General features: G+C 71.9%; 19 protein-coding genes. 9 read left to right on the top strand and 10 right to left on the bottom strand.

Annotated elements, in window-relative coordinates:
- Positions 1-177 precede the first annotated feature (177 nt).
- Together hemB and ACFRU2_RS16800 are read left to right on the top strand one after the other, a co-directional pair.
- Positions 178-1,179, top strand: coding sequence for a porphobilinogen synthase (hemB, locus tag ACFRU2_RS16805; RefSeq protein WP_382972519.1), 1,002 nt, complete (start codon positions 178-180; stop codon positions 1,177-1,179).
- Between the two features lie 73 nt (positions 1,180-1,252).
- The gene (locus tag ACFRU2_RS16800) at positions 1,253-1,525 is read left to right on the top strand and encodes a DUF1876 domain-containing protein (protein WP_382972518.1); all 273 of its coding nucleotides are present in this window, start codon (positions 1,253-1,255) and stop codon (positions 1,523-1,525) included.
- A 90-nt stretch (positions 1,526-1,615) separates the two neighbouring features.
- On the opposite strand, the gene ACFRU2_RS16795 is transcribed toward ACFRU2_RS16800, so the two are convergent.
- On the bottom strand, positions 1,616-2,380 hold the full coding sequence (locus tag ACFRU2_RS16795; RefSeq protein WP_382972589.1) for an ABC transporter permease: 765 nt from the start codon (positions 2,378-2,380) through the stop codon (positions 1,616-1,618).
- Positions 2,381-2,412: 32 nt separating this feature from the next.
- On the bottom strand, positions 2,413-3,384 hold the full coding sequence (locus ACFRU2_RS16790; protein WP_382972516.1) for an ABC transporter ATP-binding protein: 972 nt from the start codon (positions 3,382-3,384) through the stop codon (positions 2,413-2,415).
- A gap of 100 nt (positions 3,385-3,484) precedes the next feature.
- Here ACFRU2_RS16790 and ACFRU2_RS16785 point away from each other — a divergent pair, with 100 nt between their 5' ends.
- Positions 3,485-4,243 carry a TetR/AcrR family transcriptional regulator gene (locus tag ACFRU2_RS16785; RefSeq protein ID WP_382972514.1) on the top strand — a complete coding sequence of 253 codons (759 nt, stop codon included), beginning with the start codon at positions 3,485-3,487 and terminating at the stop codon, positions 4,241-4,243.
- On the opposite strand, the gene ACFRU2_RS16780 is transcribed toward ACFRU2_RS16785, so the two are convergent.
- Positions 4,221-4,466, bottom strand: coding sequence for a DUF397 domain-containing protein (locus ACFRU2_RS16780; RefSeq protein ID WP_382972512.1), 246 nt, complete (start codon positions 4,464-4,466; stop codon positions 4,221-4,223). The two genes, ACFRU2_RS16785 and ACFRU2_RS16780, sit on opposite strands and share 23 nt — an antisense overlap.
- Positions 4,463-5,287 (bottom strand): Scr1 family TA system antitoxin-like transcriptional regulator, encoded by an 825-nt coding sequence (locus ACFRU2_RS16775; RefSeq protein ID WP_382972587.1) that lies wholly within the window; start codon positions 5,285-5,287, stop codon positions 4,463-4,465. The genes ACFRU2_RS16780 and ACFRU2_RS16775 overlap by 4 nt, the downstream gene beginning before the upstream one ends.
- Positions 5,288-5,399: 112 nt before the next feature.
- Between ACFRU2_RS16775 and ACFRU2_RS16770 the strand changes: the two genes are divergently transcribed.
- From ACFRU2_RS16770 to ACFRU2_RS16760, 3 genes are read left to right on the top strand one after another with little or no spacing between them, the layout of a single operon-like run.
- Complete coding sequence (locus tag ACFRU2_RS16770; RefSeq protein WP_382972510.1) at positions 5,400-5,795, top strand: ATP-binding protein; 396 nt, start codon at positions 5,400-5,402, stop codon at positions 5,793-5,795.
- A gap of 36 nt (positions 5,796-5,831) precedes the next feature.
- A complete protein-coding gene (locus tag ACFRU2_RS16765) occupies positions 5,832-6,212 on the top strand; it encodes a hypothetical protein (protein WP_382972508.1) in 381 nt (126 codons plus the stop codon).
- Positions 6,209-8,653 carry a tetratricopeptide repeat protein gene (locus ACFRU2_RS16760; RefSeq protein WP_382972506.1) on the top strand — a complete coding sequence of 815 codons (2,445 nt, stop codon included), beginning with the start codon at positions 6,209-6,211 and terminating at the stop codon, positions 8,651-8,653. Before ACFRU2_RS16765 ends, ACFRU2_RS16760 begins: the two co-directional genes overlap by 4 nt.
- Here the strand turns inward: ACFRU2_RS16760 and ACFRU2_RS16755 are convergent.
- The 4 genes from ACFRU2_RS16755 to ACFRU2_RS16740 form a co-directional block, all read right to left on the bottom strand.
- Positions 8,640-9,095 carry an SRPBCC family protein gene (locus tag ACFRU2_RS16755; protein WP_382972504.1) on the bottom strand — a complete coding sequence of 152 codons (456 nt, stop codon included), beginning with the start codon at positions 9,093-9,095 and terminating at the stop codon, positions 8,640-8,642. The genes ACFRU2_RS16760 and ACFRU2_RS16755 overlap by 14 nt on opposite strands.
- A complete protein-coding gene (locus ACFRU2_RS16750) occupies positions 9,092-9,637 on the bottom strand; it encodes an RNA polymerase sigma factor (RefSeq protein WP_382972502.1) in 546 nt (181 codons plus the stop codon). Before ACFRU2_RS16750 ends, ACFRU2_RS16755 begins: the two co-directional genes overlap by 4 nt.
- A gap of 5 nt (positions 9,638-9,642) precedes the next feature.
- On the bottom strand, positions 9,643-10,074 hold the full coding sequence (locus ACFRU2_RS16745) for a DUF3995 domain-containing protein (protein WP_382972500.1): 432 nt from the start codon (positions 10,072-10,074) through the stop codon (positions 9,643-9,645).
- Positions 10,075-10,184: 110 nt separating this feature from the next.
- Positions 10,185-10,982, bottom strand: a complete 798-nt coding sequence (locus tag ACFRU2_RS16740) for a VOC family protein (RefSeq protein ID WP_382972585.1) — start codon at positions 10,980-10,982, stop codon at positions 10,185-10,187.
- Between the two features lie 145 nt (positions 10,983-11,127).
- Between ACFRU2_RS16740 and ACFRU2_RS16735 the strand changes: the two genes are divergently transcribed.
- Complete coding sequence (locus ACFRU2_RS16735) at positions 11,128-11,358, top strand: hypothetical protein (protein ID WP_382972498.1); 231 nt, start codon at positions 11,128-11,130, stop codon at positions 11,356-11,358.
- On the top strand, positions 11,355-11,498 hold the full coding sequence (locus ACFRU2_RS16730; RefSeq protein ID WP_382972496.1) for a hypothetical protein: 144 nt from the start codon (positions 11,355-11,357) through the stop codon (positions 11,496-11,498). The genes ACFRU2_RS16735 and ACFRU2_RS16730 overlap by 4 nt, the downstream gene beginning before the upstream one ends.
- A 16-nt stretch (positions 11,499-11,514) precedes the next feature.
- On the opposite strand, the gene ACFRU2_RS16725 is transcribed toward ACFRU2_RS16730, so the two are convergent.
- Positions 11,515-11,739: a hypothetical protein gene (locus ACFRU2_RS16725; RefSeq protein WP_382972494.1), complete on the bottom strand. Its 225-nt coding sequence runs from the start codon at positions 11,737-11,739 to the stop codon at positions 11,515-11,517.
- A gap of 102 nt (positions 11,740-11,841) precedes the next feature.
- Complete coding sequence (argS, locus tag ACFRU2_RS16720) at positions 11,842-13,635, bottom strand: arginine--tRNA ligase (protein WP_382972492.1); 1,794 nt, start codon at positions 13,633-13,635, stop codon at positions 11,842-11,844.
- A 200-nt stretch (positions 13,636-13,835) separates the two neighbouring features.
- Between argS and lysS the strand changes: the two genes are divergently transcribed.
- On the top strand, positions 13,836-15,575 hold the full coding sequence (gene lysS, locus ACFRU2_RS16715; protein WP_382972490.1) for a lysine--tRNA ligase: 1,740 nt from the start codon (positions 13,836-13,838) through the stop codon (positions 15,573-15,575).
- The last annotated feature ends 11 nt before the right edge of the window (positions 15,576-15,586 follow it).

Below are 15,586 nucleotides of genomic sequence, written 5' to 3'. Positions count from 1 at the left end.
AGACAAAAAGGGGGGTGTAGGGGGCGGCGGGGAGGGGGAAAACCGGCGGAAACCAAGGGGGAAAAGAGAGAAGGGGGGGGGAAAGATGTTTGTCTTTTCCCCCCCCCCCCCCCGGCGGACCGGACACCGCCTAGGCTTGTCCCGACTGCTGTCGAAGCTCGAAGAGGCGACTAGAAGATGAGCACGTACGGATCCTTCCCCGGCTCGCGGCCCCGCCGGCTGCGCACCACCCCGGCGATGCGGCGGATGGTCGCGGAGTACCGGCTGCACCCCTCGGACCTGATCCTCCCGGCGTTCGTCCGGGAGGGCATCAGCGAGCCGCTCGCCATCTCGGCGATGCCGGGCGTGGTCCAGCACACCCGGGACACGCTGCGGAAGGCCGCCGTGGAGGCCGTCGAGGCCGGAGTCTCCGGGATCATGCTCTTCGGCGTACCGGCCGACGAGAACAAGGACGCGCGGGGCACGGCGGGCACCGAGCCGGACGGGATCCTCCAGGTCGCGATCCGCGACGTGAAGGCGGAGGTGGGCGACGATCTGGTGATCATGTCCGACCTGTGCCTGGACGAGTACACCGACCACGGGCACTGCGGGGTCCTGGACGAGCACGGCCGCGTGGACAACGACGCGACGCTGGAGCGCTACGCCGAGATGGCGCAGGTGCAGGCCGACGCGGGCGTCCACGTGGTGGGTCCGAGCGGGATGATGGACGGCCAGGTCGGCGTCATCCGCGACGCGCTGGACGAGACGGGCCACGAGGACGTCTCGATCCTCGCGTACACGGCCAAGTACTCCTCCGCCTTCTACGGTCCCTTCCGCGAGGCCGTCGCGTCCTCGCTCCAGGGCGACCGCAAGAGCTACCAGCAGGACCCGGCGAACGCCCGGGAGTCGCTGCGCGAGCTCGCCCTCGACCTGGAGGAGGGCGCCGACATGGTGATGGTCAAGCCGGCCGGTCCCTACCTGGACATCCTCTACCGGGTCGCGCAGGCGGTGGACGTCCCGGTGGCGGCGTACCAGATCAGCGGCGAGTTCGCGATGATCGAGGCGGCGGCGGAGAAGGGCTGGATCGAGCGCGAGCGGGCGATCCTGGAGACCCTGCTCGGCATCAAGCGGGCGGGCGCGGACACGATCCTGACGTACTGGGCGACGGAGGTCGCGGGCTGGCTGAACGCGGAGCGGTAGGGCCGATTCGCATCGGGTCCCGCTCAGGTGCACCCTGGAGGCAGGGTCAACCGAACCCCGGAGGTGATGCGCCATGACCACGCTCGTCGGGTGGCATGTGGATCTCGAATTCACCGAAGAGGGCCACCGAACCAGTGCGGCGGCCCTGGTCAGACTCGGGGACGGCTCCGAGATACGGGCGCACGGCTACGCCATGCGTCACCCCTCCGACCCGGAGCAGCTGAGGGTCGGCGAAGAGATCGCCGGTGCGCGGGCGCTGATGGACATCGCGTCCCAGATGCTGCAGAAGGCGCACACGGAGATCGACGCGGCGACGGGAAGACACTCGTACCCGCTGACGCACTGACGTGTTGATGCATTGACGTACTGATGCGCTGACGCATGGAGCCCCGTCCGCTGTGGCCCGCCCGTATCCAGGGGCGGGCCTCAGTGGTGTCTACCGCGTCCGCCGTTCGAAGAGGACGGCCGCCAGGGCCACGGACACCACGCCGATGGCCGCGCACCACGCCAGGGCCACCCAGGGGGCGTCGCCCGCGGGCTGGGCGAGGAGCAGGGCCCGGAGCGATTCGATCACCGGGGTCAGCGGCTGGTGGTCGGCGAAGCCGTGGAGCCAGCCGGGCATGGTGTCGATGGGGACGAACGCGCTGGAGGGGTACGGCAGGAACATCATCAGGAAGGTGAAGCCGCCCGCCGCCTCCGGTGTACTGGCGAGCAGCCCGAGGGTCGCGGCCAGCCACGAGATCGCGGTGATGTACGCGATCAGGAGCGCGGCCGCGGCCAGGAAGCCGGGCAGCGAGGCCCGGGGGCGGAAGCCGATGGCGAGGGCGACGGCCAGGACCAGGCCCGTGGACACGAGGTTGCGCAGGACCGAGGCCGCCACGTGCCCGGCCAGGATCGGGACGCCGCCGATGTCCAGGGACCGGAAGCGGTCGATCACGCCTTCCTTCATGTCGGTGGCGACGCCGACGGCGGTGCTCGCCGCGCCGAAGCCGGCGCAGAGCAGCATCGCTCCCGGGACCACGTAGGTCACGTAGGTCGTGCCGGTGTCGATGGCTCCGCCGAAGAAGTACACGAAGATCAGCATCAGCATGACCGGCAGCATCAACGCCGTGATCAGGGCGTCCGGTTGGCGGCGGCTGATGCGCAGGCTGCGCCCGGCGAGGGAACCGGCGGCCACGAGGACACCGGGGCGGGCCGCGATGGTGGCTGCGGCGGCGGTGGGGGCGGAAGTGGTCACGGAGCGGCTCCCGTCAGGGTGAGGAACACGTCGTCGAGGGTGGCGCCGCGGACCGAGAAGCGGTCCACGGCCGTGTGGTCGGGGTCGAGCGCGTCGAGCAGGGACCGGACGTGGGCGGCGCTGCCGTCGGTGGGCAGGCTGAGGCCGAACTCCTCCGGTGCGAGGATGAGGCCCTCCGCGGTGGCGGCGCCGTCGCCCGCCGCGAGCCGGGCCGCCCGCGGGGCCAGGGCCTCGTAGGCGGCCCGGCCGGCGAGGGTCAGGTCGAGGCGGTGGCCCGCCACGCGGGACTTGAGCTCCGCGGGCGCGCCTTCGGCGGCGATCCGTCCGCCGGACAGGACGGCCACGCGGTCGGCGAGCCGGTCGGCCTCCTCCAGGTACTGGGTGGTGAGCAGCACGCTCGTGCCGTCGGCGCGCAGTTCCCGTACGAGGTCCCACAACTCCTGGCGGCTGCGCGGGTCGAGCCCGGCGGTCGGCTCGTCCAGGAAGATCACCTCGGGCCGGGCGACCAGGCTCGCGGCGAGGTCGAGGCGGCGGCGCATGCCGCCCGAGTAGGTCTTCGCCGTGCGTCCGGCGGCTTCGGCGAGTCCGAAGCGGGCGAGGAGTTCGTCGGCGCGGGACCGGGCGGCGCGCGGCCGCAGTCCGCGGAGCCGGCCCACCATGCGGAGCATCTCGGCACCGGTCTGGAGGTCGTCGACCGCGGCGAACTGCCCGGTGAGGCTGAGGGAACGGCGTACGAGGGTCCGCTCGGACGCGGTGTCGCGGCCCGCGACCCGGGCGGTGCCGGAGTCGGGTTCGGTGAGGGTGGCGAGGATCCGGACGGTGGTGGTCTTCCCGGCGCCGTTGGGGCCGAGGAGGGCGAGGACGCTGCCGCGCGGGACGGCGAGGTCGATGCCGTCGAGGACGCGGAGGTCGCCGTAGGACTTGGTCAGGCCGGTGGCGTGGATGCCGAGGTCGTGGTTCGTGGTCATCGCGGACCGCACTCCCTTCTGCGTATGGGTTACGCGCTTCTGCGTAAGTAATACACAGAACTAGGATGTGGGTCAACGACTCATCAGGGAGGAGGCGGCGATGGCAAAGGACCCCGAAGGGGAAACCGGACTCCCGGCGAGCCTGGAAATGGCCTGGGGCCTGCGCGAACGCCCCGGCAAGGGCCCCCGCCCCACCCTCACGCTCCCCCGGATCGTGGACGCCGCGGTCGCGCTGGCCGCCACGGAGGGCATGGACGCCGTCTCGATGGGCCGCGTGGCCAAGGAACTGGGCGTCTCGACGATGTCCCTCTACCGGTACGTCACGGCGAAGGAAGAGCTCTACATCCTGATGGCCGACGCGGGTGTCGGCGCCCCGCCGGCTCCCTCCGGGGTTTCCGGCTGGCGGGAACTGCTGACCGAGTGGGCGTACGCGCAGCGGGCCGTCCTGATGGCGAACTCCTGGATCGTGCGCATCCCGCTCACCGGCGCCCCGGTCAGCCCGAACCAGCTCGCCTGGATGGAACGCGGGCTCGCGGCGATGGCCGGGACCGCCCTGAGGGAGGGCGAGAAGGTCTCGGCGATCATCCTCATCGGCGGGCTCGTGCGGAACGAGGCGACGATGGTCGCCGACATGATGGACGCCATCGTGAAGTCAGGCGTCGCACCGGACCAGGTGCTGGGCCGTTACGTACGCACCCTGCGGCTGATGACCGCCCCGGACACGCACCCGGCGGTGACGCGCCTGCTGGAGTCCGACGCGTTCACGGGGGCGGACGAGCCGGACTTCCAGTTCCGCTTCGGCCTGGACCGCATCCTGGACGGCCTGGCCGCGCTGATCAGCGAGCGGTCCACTCCGTGAGGGCGGCCCAGGCGGCGGGAGTCAGGTCGAGCACGGGCCCGTGGGGAACCTTCGAGTCCCGGACGTGGACCTGAGCCGCGCAGGTGGCGACCTCCACGCAGGCGGCGTATTCGCCGTCGCTGTATGTGGACTTCCGCCAGGCGATGGCCACCTCCAGGCACTGGCCGCCCTCGCTGCCGCTGTAGCTGGACTTGAACCACGTCAGTGCGGTGGTGGCGCTCATGTCTCTCCTAGCAGGCGGTCCAACAGGCCCCGCGTCTGCTCGGTGTTGAGGGCCTGAGTCCGCAGCATCGCATACTTGCGAGAGAGGATGCTGACCTCATTCGGGTCCGAGATCAGGTGGCTGCCACGCTGGCTTTCGGTGTAGCCGAGGTGTTGATGGTCCGAGGTTTCCACGAGGGTGAACGGACCGTCGAGGCCCGCGTGCGAGGTGCGCCCCAGTGGCATTGCCTGGAGGCTCAGGTCTGGGAGATCTGCACATGCGCGCAGGTGCCGCAGCTGCTCCGCGTGCACTTCGTCCCCGCCTAGTCGGTCCTGTAGAACCGCCTCCCAGACGACGAAGCTCAGAGTCGGCGGACTGGCGCGGTGCAGGATCTGCTGGCGCGCGATGCGCGACGCGGTCAGTGACTCGATCTCCGCCTCCGGGTGGGCCGGGACGCGGCAGGTGAAGACGGCCCGGGCGTAGTTCTCGGTCTGGAGCAGGCCCGGTACCACCTGGTTGTCGAACCAGGAGAGGGCGATCGCGCTGTACTCCAAGTCCATGTACTCCTCGGCCCAGGGCGGCGTCGCGTCCACGGCGGGCATCTCTTCGGCCGCCACGGTCAGTGTTCCCGGCAACCCCAGATGTCGGTCCATCAGCTCCGCGACGTTCGGCATCAGAGCCCGTCGCCCCTGCTCGATGGAGGCGATCGTCTCCGCGTCCAGGCGCACCAGCTCGCCTAGCTGTGTCTGCGTCAGGTTCTTGGCGATCCGGGCTGCGGCCACCTGCTTGCCGACCATCTTCATGGTCGTCGCGTTCGGCCGTGCGCGTTTCCTCGGTGGCATGACGATGGACTCCCCACCTTGCGGCTGCACTACCCCGTGCCGACCCGTACTCATCACTGAGTACGGGTTGCCGTACTGCTCCACGCTAGTCACGTAACGCGACGATCGGCACGTGAATCTGCATACTCAACCCGCCCTGGTTCAGGAGCGCCTCTACCTGCGCTCACCCCAAACCATCGGCGCCGCAAGACACTTCACACGTGACACCTTGACCGCCTGGGGCAGGCCCTCCCGGCAGGACGACGTGTTGCTCTGCGTGAGCGAGCTGGCGACCAACGCCCTGCGGTACGGGGTCCCGCGCGGGCGGGGGTACCTGCTGCGGCTGCTCGCCTACGACGGGACCGTCCGCGTCGAGGTGCACGACAGCGGGCCCGGGATGTCGCGGATCGGGGAGCGGACCGCCGGGCGCGGGCTGATCCTCGTAGGGGCGCTGGCTGATGCGTGGGGGGTGCTGCCGCGGGCTCCCGGGAAGGTGGTCTGGTGCGAGTTCCGGGGGCCCGGCTGCTAGCTTCGGCCTTTTGGGAAGTTCGGCCGAGGGGGGTCAATGTCGCGTCCGCTGAAGTGGGTTGTCGTCGTCGGGGGGACGGGGATCGCCTTCCTGGTCGGGTTCCGGCTGGGGGTGTGGGACCCCTTCGGCTGGCTGCCGGAGAAGGACTCCGACCGGGTGTCGGCCGCCGCGGGGTTCGGCGGAGCCATGGCCGCGGTGTGCGCGCTGGTCGGTGGCTGGTGGGCCGGTGGCGGCGGGGACGGGGGGAACTCGCTGCGGCAGCGGGCCCGGGCCTCCGGCACCAGCCGGGTCACGCAGACCGGCGGCGCCCCCAGCGCCTCCGGACCGGTGGACCAGTGGGCGCGCGCCGACGGGGACTCCCGCGTACAGCAGGCGGCCGCCGGCGGCGGTGAGCAGCAGCCGGACCCGGCCCCGTGACGGGAAACCGGTGGCAGCAGCGGGCGCGGGCCGAAGGGGACGCGCGGATCACGCAGATCGCGGTGGCGGGGGACTACGTCACTCACGCGCCCGGGGCGGGTCCGCTGCCCCCGGCCTCCCTCGGCCTGCCCGCCGAGCCCGCCGCGCTCGTAGGGCGGGACGGCGCGGTCAAGGAGCTGACGCACCTGCTCGACCAGGCCGGGGGCGGTGCTCCCGTCACGGTCGTGGCCGGTCTGCCCGGGGTCGGTAAGAGCGCGCTGGCCGTCGCCACGGCCCACCGCGCCGTGGAGCGTGGGTGGTTCGGGGAGCGGGTGTACTTCCTTCCGCTGCACGGCTACGCCCCGAACGGCGCGCTGAGCGGGCCGCAGGCGGTGCGGGAGATGCTCCGCTACCTCGGGATCAGGGACGCGGACCTGCCGCCGTCCCCCGACGGGCAGCTCGCGCTGTACCGCGCGCGGCTGGCCGCACTCGCCGGGACCGGCCAGCGGGTCCTGATCGTCGCGGACGACGCCGGATCGGTGTCCCAGGTGCAGGGCCTCGTACCGCCCGACGGCACGCACCGCCTCCTGGTGACCTCGCGGCACCGGCTGGTCGCGCCCGGCTTCGCCGCACGGGTGGTCGTCCTGGACGAGCTGGCGGCTGAGCCCGCGGCGGAGCTGCTCACGGACGCTCTGCTGCGGACCTGGCCGGAGGATCCGCGCCCGGCGCGGGAGCTCGGGGCGCTGGCACGGATCGCGGAGCTGTGCGGGCGGCTGCCGCTGGCCCTGACGGTGGCCGGGGCACTGCTGGCGGGAGATCCGGGGCTGGCGGCGGGGGAGTTGGCGCGGGAGCTGGCACGGGCGCGGACCCGGCTGGAGACGTTGCACGTCGAGGGCGACGTGCCGGCCGGGGTCCGGGCCGCCTTCGACCTGTCGTACGAGAGGCTCCCGGCGGACCAGGCCCGGATCTTCCGGCTGCTGACGGTGGTTCCGGGGCCGGACTGTTCCACGGTCTGCCTCGCCGCCGTCGTCCACGAGGGCGACCCGGACGAGGTCGAGAACACGGCCGCCGCGCTCCGGCGCCCGTTGGCCGCCCTCGTCCGGGCCAGTCTGCTGACCGAGCAGCCGGTCGGCTCGGGAAGGTGGCGGATGCACGACCTGATGCGGCTCTACGCGGTGGAGCGGGGCGCGGAGCGGGCTGAGGCGGACGGCCGGGACGACGCGATCGACCGGTTCCTGGCGACGGCCGTCCTGGCGGCCGAAGCGGTCGCGCAGGTATTGGGCCTGGCTCCGAGGACCGCGGAACTGGCGTCCGGCATCTCGGTGGGGCCGACGCTGGACTGGTTCGAGGACGAACGGGCCATGCTGGTGAACGCGGTGGGTGCTGCCGTGGACAGCGGGCGTGCGGTGGCCGCCCTCCGATTGTCCGACCACCTGGGTCCGGTCCTCCAGGTCTACCGGTACGAGCAGGACATGCTCGTGGTGGCCCGGGGCGGGCTGAAGGCGGCCCGCCGGTCGGGCCATCGCGGGGCCGTCACCATGGCCCTGTGCAACCTGAGCGGCGCTCTCCTCAGCCTGCAGCACCTGGAGGAGGCGTCGGGGCACCTGGCGGAGGCCCTCGCGCTGTCCGAAGAGACCGGGGACCGCAGGGCGCAGGGCATGGTGAGGCGCCTCCTGGGAGATGCCTACCGGTACATGAACCGGTTCGAGGACGCGAGGGCGGTACTCGAAGAGGCCTTGACGATCTTCCGCGAACTGGGCCTGCGGAACGAGGAGGGCATGACGCTGGCGGGTCTCGGCGAAACCCTGAGGGTGCTGGGCCGGCCGGACGAGTCGCTCCCCGTGCTCCGGGAGGCCCTGGGACTCCTGCGGGAGACCGGGGACCGCCACCGTGAGGCCGCCTTCTCGGAGTCCCTCGCCTCCGCGCTCTGGCGGGCCGGACACCGCGAGGAGTCCATGGCCGTGCGGAAGCGGGCGCGCGCGGTACTGGCCGAGCTGGGCAACGGGATGGCGGCCGCCGACTCGCTCCTGGGGTTCGGGGATTCGCTGTTCGCCGCCGAACTCACGGAAGAGGCGCTGGCGCAGTACCAGGAGGCCCTCGTCCTGTACGAGGAGTCGGGGCAGTCGAGGGGGCCGAGGCACAGGGGCGTCGTGCTGGGCCGGCTGGGCCTGTGCCATCAGACGGCGGGCCGGCCGGAAGAGGCGCTGGCCGCGTTCCAGCAGGCCTCCGACCTCCTCGCCGGTACGGGTGACCGCATCAACGAGGCCCTCGCACTGATGGGACTCGGTGTCGCGCTGGAGGCTCTGGGCCGCGAGGACGAGGCCTCGGACATCCTCGGCCGGGCGGAGGAGATGTACGTCCTCGCGCAGGAACCCGGCATCGCCGCCGCGCCCCTCGCGGCCGGGGCGCCGTCCCGCCGCCCCGTGGACCTCCCGCTGCCCGGCCCGGTCACGGACCGCTGACCCGGTCCGCCAGCCGGTCCATCGCCAGGCGCAGCTCCCGCTCCGCGCCCACCGGGACGATCGCCGCGCGGCCCGGGACGCGTACGCCGCCCGTCAGGGCGACTCGGGTGCCGCCGTCGGGGGCGGGGGCGGCGGCCATGCCGATGATCAGGAAGCGGCTCTGGAGCCAGCACCAGCCCGGGCGCAGGACGCCGTGGAAGCGGGCCCGCAGGCCGTACTTGCTGCGGGCCAGGGCCTCCACGCGGTCCCCCGCGACCCGGAGCACGCGCACGCTGCGCATGTCCGGCTGGAAGCGGCCGAACTCGCCCTCCAGGTCCGACATCACCGCCCAGACCGCCTCCAGGGGGGCGGGGAGGGTCGCTTCGACGACCCGGGCTCCCGGGACGCCGGCCGCCATGATGCGCAGGCGGGCGACCGGATCCACTTCGTGTGCGTACGTCATGAGGACCACGCCTTCCGGAAGCTCGTACGGGCCCGGTGCAGCCGGGACTTGGCGGTGCCCGGCGGGATGCCGAGCAGGGCGGCGGCGGACTCCTCGTCGAGGCCTTCGACGTCGCGGAGCACGAGGACGGCCCGGTGGGCGGGTGAGAGGCGGGCCAGGACGTCCTCGATGTCGGCGGCCAGCTCCGGATCGTCCCGGCCGGGTACGTCGGCCAGTTCCGCCGGGCGGTCGCGGCCCGCGCGCCGGGCGGTGCGGACGGCCTCGCGGACGGCGATGGACCGGACCCAGCCGTAGAGGGTCTCGGGGTCCCGGAGGGTGCGCAGGGAGCGGAAGACCGCGAGCAGGGCCTCCTGCGTGGCGTCCGGGCCGTCCGCGAGGGCGATCGGGTGGCAGATCCGGGCGATGTACGGGGTCAGGTGGTCGAGGAGGTCGTGCAGCGCGAGGGTGTCTCCGGCGCGGGCCGCGCGCGCGAGGGCGACTCCGCGGTCGCGGGCGGCGGGGGTGAGGGGGCCCGCGGCGGGGCTGCCGGCCGGCGGGTGCACGGGCCTCACCGGGCTCGGGCCAGCCGGGCCGCGGCCCAGCCGAAGCCGAGGCAGGCGGGGGTGTACAGGGCGAGGTTGAGGGTGCGGAAGGGGCCGTCCGCCGGGCTGTCGAGCAGACCGGCCGCCCAGCCCAGGCCCGCGAGGCCCCGTACGGCCAGCCCGGCGGCGACGGCGGCCGTGACGAGGTGTGCGGGCCGCCCGCCCCGGCCGTGCGCGTGCGCGAGCACGGCGGCGGCGCCGGTCAGGGTGAGCGCGGCGAGCGGCAGGACGACGGGCGGACCGAAGGACACCTCGGAGCCGAGCACGGCCAGGGACAGGGTCCGCTCGTCGGGGGCGGGCCAGGTCAGGCCGGTGGCCCAGTACAGGTGGACCAGCCCGTCGGCGGCGAGCAGCGCGGCGAGCGCCCGCCCGGTGCGCCTGCGCGTCGTGTCCTTCAACGTCTGCCCCCTCGGTGGTGGAACGCCTCCGGAAACGTTCCGGCACACAGAGGAGGGGGCCCACGGGGGAAACGTTCCCTGTGGGCCCCGTCACATCAGGGTGTCGGCGGTCAGGCGGGCTGCTCCGGGGCGCTCGCCGTGATGATCGAGAAGCCGCCGCCCTGCGGGTCGGCGAGCACGGCCATCCGGCCCGCCACCATGTCGAAGGCGGGAGCGAGGACCGTGCCCCCGGCGCGGACGGCGGCCGCCTGGACGGAATCCACGTCGTCGACGTGGAAGTACGGCATCCAGTGCGGCGGAACCCCCGGCGGAAGCTTGTCCATGCTCATCATCCCGCCGACCGCACGGCCGCCGACCTGGAACTCCGTGTACCCGTCGGCGCCCGGCATCGCGGACTCGGTGGTGGTGACGGGCAGGACGGCGGTGTAGAACGCGACCGCGGCGGGGACGTCGCCGGTGGTCAGCTCGTTCCAGATGAGCGCGCCGTGCTCGTTGACGATGCCCGCTCCGTCGAAGGTGCCCGCCTGCCACAGGCCGACGACGGCGCCGGTCGGGTCGGCGATGACGGCCATCCGCCCGAGGTCCATGACGTCCATCGGGCCCATCATGACCGTGCCGCCCGCCTCGGTGACGGACTTGAGGGTGGCGTCGATGGCGTCCGTGGCCAGGTACGTGGTCCACACGGTCGGGGGCATCGGGTCCGGGACGGCCCCGTCCGGGCTCATCGCCTTCATGATCCCGGCGACGGGCTTGCCCTTGAGGGTGCAGACGGAGTACCCGCCGGTCTCGGGCGAGCCGACCTCGCCCTGCCAGCCGAAGAGGTCGCAGTAGAAGTCGAGGGCGGCCTGCTGGTCGGGAACCATCAGGTCGATCCAGCAGGGGGTGCCGGCCTTGTAGGGGCCGTTCATGTCGGGCACGGGGCCCTCCGTGGGGGTGGGTAGGGGATGGACGGCCCGTCCCCTACCCGGCGGGAATACCCGAAATCGGGCCGTACGGGTGACACGCTGAGGCGTTCCGCCAGCAGAGTGCCGGCCATGCGACCAGTCTTGTCGCATGGCCACCCTGTATGTCCGCGACCTGTCCGACGAGGCGCTCGCCGAGCTGAAGATCCGAGCCGCCCGCAACCGCCAGTCGCTGCAGGAGTACGCCCGGACCCTGCTGGAGGAGGAGGCCGCCACGCCGTCCGTCGAGGACGTCGTCGCACGTATCCGTGCCCGGGTGTCGGCCGAGCTGAGCGTGGACGAGGTCCTCGGTGACCTCGACGCCGGACGGCGGCGCGAATGATCGTGATCGACGCGAGCGCGGTCGCCGACGCCTACGTGGCCCTGGCCGAGGGCCTCCAGGTGCCGCTCGTCACGTGCGACGCCCGGATCGCCCGTTCGGGGAGTCCGCGGTGCAAGGTCGAGGTCTTCGGCGCGGGTTGAGCGCGGTGCGGTCGGCTCATGCGGTGGAATCCCGGGCTGCAGGCGCGAGAGCCGCGGTGATGCCAGCCCGTACGGCGGCCATCTCGGCCTCGCCGAACGTCTCGTCCTGGTCCTGGTCCTGGTCCTGAGGGCGAGGCATCGCCTCCGTCGCCGCGATGTCCGCGTCGATGTCCGCGAAGCGACGGGCGATGAGGGCGCCCTCATCGGCGGTCATCGTGGCTGCGTGCTCATGGGGCGCCATGGAACGAGCGTAGTACGGCGTGTCGTGGAAGATCGGGGAAAGCGCCGGCCCCCGTCTCCCGGTGGGGGAGGCGGGGGCCGGCGTCGTGCGGGGCGCTGTGTGTCAGAGCTTCTCGGGGGTGCGGATGCCGAGGAGGGACATGCCCTTGCTGAGGGTGCGGGCGGTCAGCTCGCACAGGAACAGGCGGTTCTCGCCGACGACGAGCTCGGGCTCGGGCTTCACGACCGGGCACTGCTCGTAGAACGTCGCGAACAGCGAGGACAGCTGGTAGAGGTACGCGGCCACCTTGTGCGGGGCGTGCTCCGCGGCCGACTCGGCGATGACCTCGCCGAACTGGTCCAGGTGCAGGCCCAGCGCGCGCTCGGCCGGGGCCAGCTCCAGCTCCGGGTGGGCGAGCGGCTTGCGGTCGCCCTCGCCCGCCTTGCGCAGGATGGACTTGATCCGGGCGTACGCGTACTGGAGGTACACGGACGTGTCGCCGGTCAGCGAGACCATCTGGTCCAGGTCGAACTTGTAGTCGCGCGCGGCCGAGGTGGACAGGTCCGCGTACTTCACGGCGCCGATGCCCACGTACTGGCCGTTCTCGATGATCTCTTCCTCGCTCAGGCCGACCTTCTCGGCCTTCTCCCGCACGACGGTGGTCGCCCGGTCGACGGCCTCGTCGAGGAGGTCCACCAGCCGGACCGTCTCGCCCTCACGGGTCTTGAACGGCTTGCCGTCCTTGCCCAGCACGGTGCCGAAGGCCAGCTGCACGGCCTTGACCTCGTCGTTCAGCCAGCCCGCCCGGCGCGCCGTCTCGAAGACCATCTTGAAGTGCAGGGACTGCCGCGCGTCGACCACGTAGATCAGCTCGGTCGCGCCCAGGTTGCCCACCCGGTCGCGGATCGCCGAGAGGTCGGTCGCGGCGTAGCCGAAGCCGCCGTCCGACTTCTGCACGATCAGCGGGGTCGGGTTGCCGTCCTGGCCCTTGACGTCGTCGAAGAAGACGCAGAGCGCGCCGTTGGAACGGACGGCGACGCCCGAGTCCTCCAGCAGCTTGCAGGTCTCCACCAGCATGTCGTTGTAGCCGGACTCGCCGACGACGTCGGGGTCCTGGATGTCCATGTCCAGCTTGTTGAAGACGGAGTAGAAGTAGATCTTCGACTCGTCCACGAACCGCTGCCACAGGGCGAGGGTCTCCGGCTCGCCGGCCTGGAGGTCCACCACCCGGGCCCGCGCCCGCGTCTTGAACTCCTCGTCGGAGTCGAAGAGCGCCCGCGAGGCCTTGTAGAGGCGGTTCAGGTTGGACATGGCCTCCTCGCCGGAGACCTCCACAGCGTCGTCGCCGTCCCCGGCTGCCTTGTGGTCCAGCTCGTGCGGGTGCTCCATCAGGTACTGGATGAGCATGCCGAACTGGGTGCCCCAGTCGCCGATGTGGTGACGCCGGACCACCTTCTCGCCCGTGAACTCCAGGATCTCCACCATCGCCGCGCCGATCACGGCGGACCGCAGGTGACCGACGTGCATCTCCTTCGCGACGTTCGGCTGCGCGTAGTCGATGACCGTCGTACCCGGCTTCGCGGCGAGCGGCACGCCGAGCCGGTCGTCGGCGGCGCGCGCGGTCAGCGTCTCGACGATCGCCCGGTCGGTGATGGTGATGTTGAGGAAGCCGGGCCCGGAGACCTCGATCTCCTTGATCAGGTCACCGGTGTCGATGCCCTCGACCACGGTCGTCGCCAGCTCGCGCGGGTTGGCCTTGGCCTTCTTCGCGAGCGCCAGGATGCCGTTGGCCTGGAAGTCGGCCCGGTCGCTTCGTCGCAGCAGCGGGTCGCTCGCACCGGCGTCCGGCAGGGCGGAGGCGAGTGCGTCGGCGACGCGCTGGTTGACGGAAGAAGCGAGGGAAGGGACCGAGGCCATGAGCTGCCGTTCCTGTGAGGTCGTGCCTGAGGGTGCACTTGGGTGTTCAGACAAGGACCGAGTATCCCACGTGAGGGATGTCCGCATCCCGGGATATACCGGCGATCCGGCGGCGCCGGTAACCCGCCGACAAACTGCCGAGCGCTCGGTTCCGTCTGGGAGAATGGCTGAAGCCAGCATTCGAGAATGAAGGACGTGTCGTGGCTGAGAACGCCCAGAGCAGCACCGAGACCGACTGGGTCTCCCGTTTCGCGGACGAGGTCATCGCCGAGGCGGAGCGCCGAGCCCCGGGCAAAGCCATCGTCGTCGCGTCCGGCCTCTCCCCCTCCGGCCCGATCCACCTGGGCAACCTCCGCGAGGTCATGACCCCGCACCTGGTCGCGGACGAGATCCGCCGCCGGGGCCACGAGGTCCGCCACCTGATCTCATGGGACGACTACGACCGGTACCGCAAGGTCCCCAAGGGCATCCCCGGCGTCACCGAGGAGTCGCACGCCCAGCACATCGGCCGCCCGCTGACCGCCGTGCCCGCACCGGCCGGATCCGCGTACCCGAACTGGTCCGAGCACTTCAAGGCCGCCATGGTCGAGGCGCTGGCCGAGCTGGGCGTCGAGTACGACCCGATCAGCCAGACCGAGCAGTACACCGCCGGCACCTACCGCGAGCAGGTGCTGTTCGCGATGAAGCACCGCGGCGACATCGACGCGATCCTCGACCAGTACCGGACCAAGGGGAAGCCCGGCGGCAAGAAGCCCCAGCAGAAGCAGGTCGACGAGGCCGAGCTGGAGGCCGCCGAGGGCTCGGGCGCGGCCGCCGAGGACGACGGCAGCATCGGCGAGGGCGGGTACTTCCCGTACAAGCCGTACTGCGCCGAGTGCGGCAAGGACTTCACCAAGGTGACGTCCTACGACGACGAGACCACCGAGCTGACCTACGTCTGCACCGAGGACGAGTTCACCGAGACGGTCAAGCTCAGCGAGTTCAACCGCGGCAAGCTGGTCTGGAAGGTCGACTGGCCCATGCGCTGGGCCTACGAGGGCGTGATCTTCGAGCCCTCCGGCGTCGACCACTCCTCGCCCGGCTCCTCCTTCCAGGTCGGCGGGCAGATCGTCGGCATCTTCGGCGGCGAGCAGCCGATCGGACCGATGTACGCCTTCGTCGGCATCAGCGGCATGGCCAAGATGTCCTCCAGCAAGGGCGGGGTCCCGACCCCGGCCGACGCGCTGAAGATCATGGAGCCGCAGCTGCTGCGCTGGCTCTACGCCCGCCGCAAGCCCAACCAGTCCTTCAAGATCGCCTTCGACCAGGAGATCCAGCGGCTCTACGACGAGTGGGACAAGCTGGAGGCCAAGGTCACCGACGGCTCCGTGCTGCCCGCCGACGCCGCCGCGCACGCCCGCGCCGTACGCGTCGCCTCGCACGAGCTGCCGCGCACCCCGCGCCCGATGCCGTACCGCACGCTCGCCTCGGTGGTCGACATCACCGCCGGACACGACGAGCAGACCCTGCGCATCCTCAGCGACCTGGAGCCCGAGCGGCCGCTGACCTCGCTCGACGAGGTCCGCCCGCGCCTGGACCGCGCCGAGAACTGGATCACCACCCAGGTCCCGGCCGACCAGCGGACGCTGGTGCGCGAGGAGCCCGACGTGGAGCTCCTGTCCTCCCTGGACGACGAGGGACGCGAGTCCCTGCGCCGCCTCGTGGACGGGCTCGACTCGCACTGGTCGCTCGACGGGCTCACCACGCTCGTCTACGGCGTGCCCAAGGTGATGGCCGGCCTGGAACCGGACGCCAAGCCGACGCCGGAGCTCAAGGTCGCGCAGCGCACGTTCTTCGCCCTGCTGTACCGGCTGCTCGTGACCCGGGAGACCGGGCCGCGCCTGCCCACGCTGCTGCTCGCGGTGGGGGCGGAGCGGGTGCGCAAGCTGCTCGCCGTCTGAGGTTCCGAGAC

Source organism: Streptomyces sp. NPDC056883, assembly GCF_042788835.1.
GTDB classification, from domain to species: domain Bacteria; phylum Actinomycetota; class Actinomycetes; order Streptomycetales; family Streptomycetaceae; genus Streptomyces; species Streptomyces stoeckheimensis.
Note: the sequence above shows the minus strand (reverse complement) of the source record. Positions and strands in the feature narration are given on the sequence as shown.

Coding starts and splice junctions, on each gene's coding strand:
- hemB (WP_382972519.1), top strand. CDS start 178: ATGAGCACGTACGGATCCTTCCCCGGCTCGCGGCCCCGCCGGCTGCGC.
- ACFRU2_RS16800 (WP_382972518.1), top strand. CDS start 1,253: ATGACCACGCTCGTCGGGTGGCATGTGGATCTCGAATTCACCGAAGAG.
- ACFRU2_RS16790 (WP_382972516.1), bottom strand. CDS start 3,384: ATGACCACGAACCACGACCTCGGCATCCACGCCACCGGCCTGACCAAG.
- ACFRU2_RS16785 (WP_382972514.1), top strand. CDS start 3,485: ATGGCAAAGGACCCCGAAGGGGAAACCGGACTCCCGGCGAGCCTGGAA.
- ACFRU2_RS16780 (WP_382972512.1), bottom strand. CDS start 4,466: ATGAGCGCCACCACCGCACTGACGTGGTTCAAGTCCAGCTACAGCGGC.
- ACFRU2_RS16775 (WP_382972587.1), bottom strand. CDS start 5,287: ATGCCACCGAGGAAACGCGCACGGCCGAACGCGACGACCATGAAGATG.
- ACFRU2_RS16765 (WP_382972508.1), top strand. CDS start 5,832: ATGTCGCGTCCGCTGAAGTGGGTTGTCGTCGTCGGGGGGACGGGGATC.
- ACFRU2_RS16755 (WP_382972504.1), bottom strand. CDS start 9,095: ATGACGTACGCACACGAAGTGGATCCGGTCGCCCGCCTGCGCATCATG.
- ACFRU2_RS16740 (WP_382972585.1), bottom strand. CDS start 10,982: ATGAACGGCCCCTACAAGGCCGGCACCCCCTGCTGGATCGACCTGATG.
- ACFRU2_RS16735 (WP_382972498.1), top strand. CDS start 11,128: ATGGCCACCCTGTATGTCCGCGACCTGTCCGACGAGGCGCTCGCCGAG.
- ACFRU2_RS16730 (WP_382972496.1), top strand. CDS start 11,355: ATGATCGTGATCGACGCGAGCGCGGTCGCCGACGCCTACGTGGCCCTG.
- ACFRU2_RS16725 (WP_382972494.1), bottom strand. CDS start 11,739: ATGGCGCCCCATGAGCACGCAGCCACGATGACCGCCGATGAGGGCGCC.
- argS (WP_382972492.1), bottom strand. CDS start 13,635: ATGGCCTCGGTCCCTTCCCTCGCTTCTTCCGTCAACCAGCGCGTCGCC.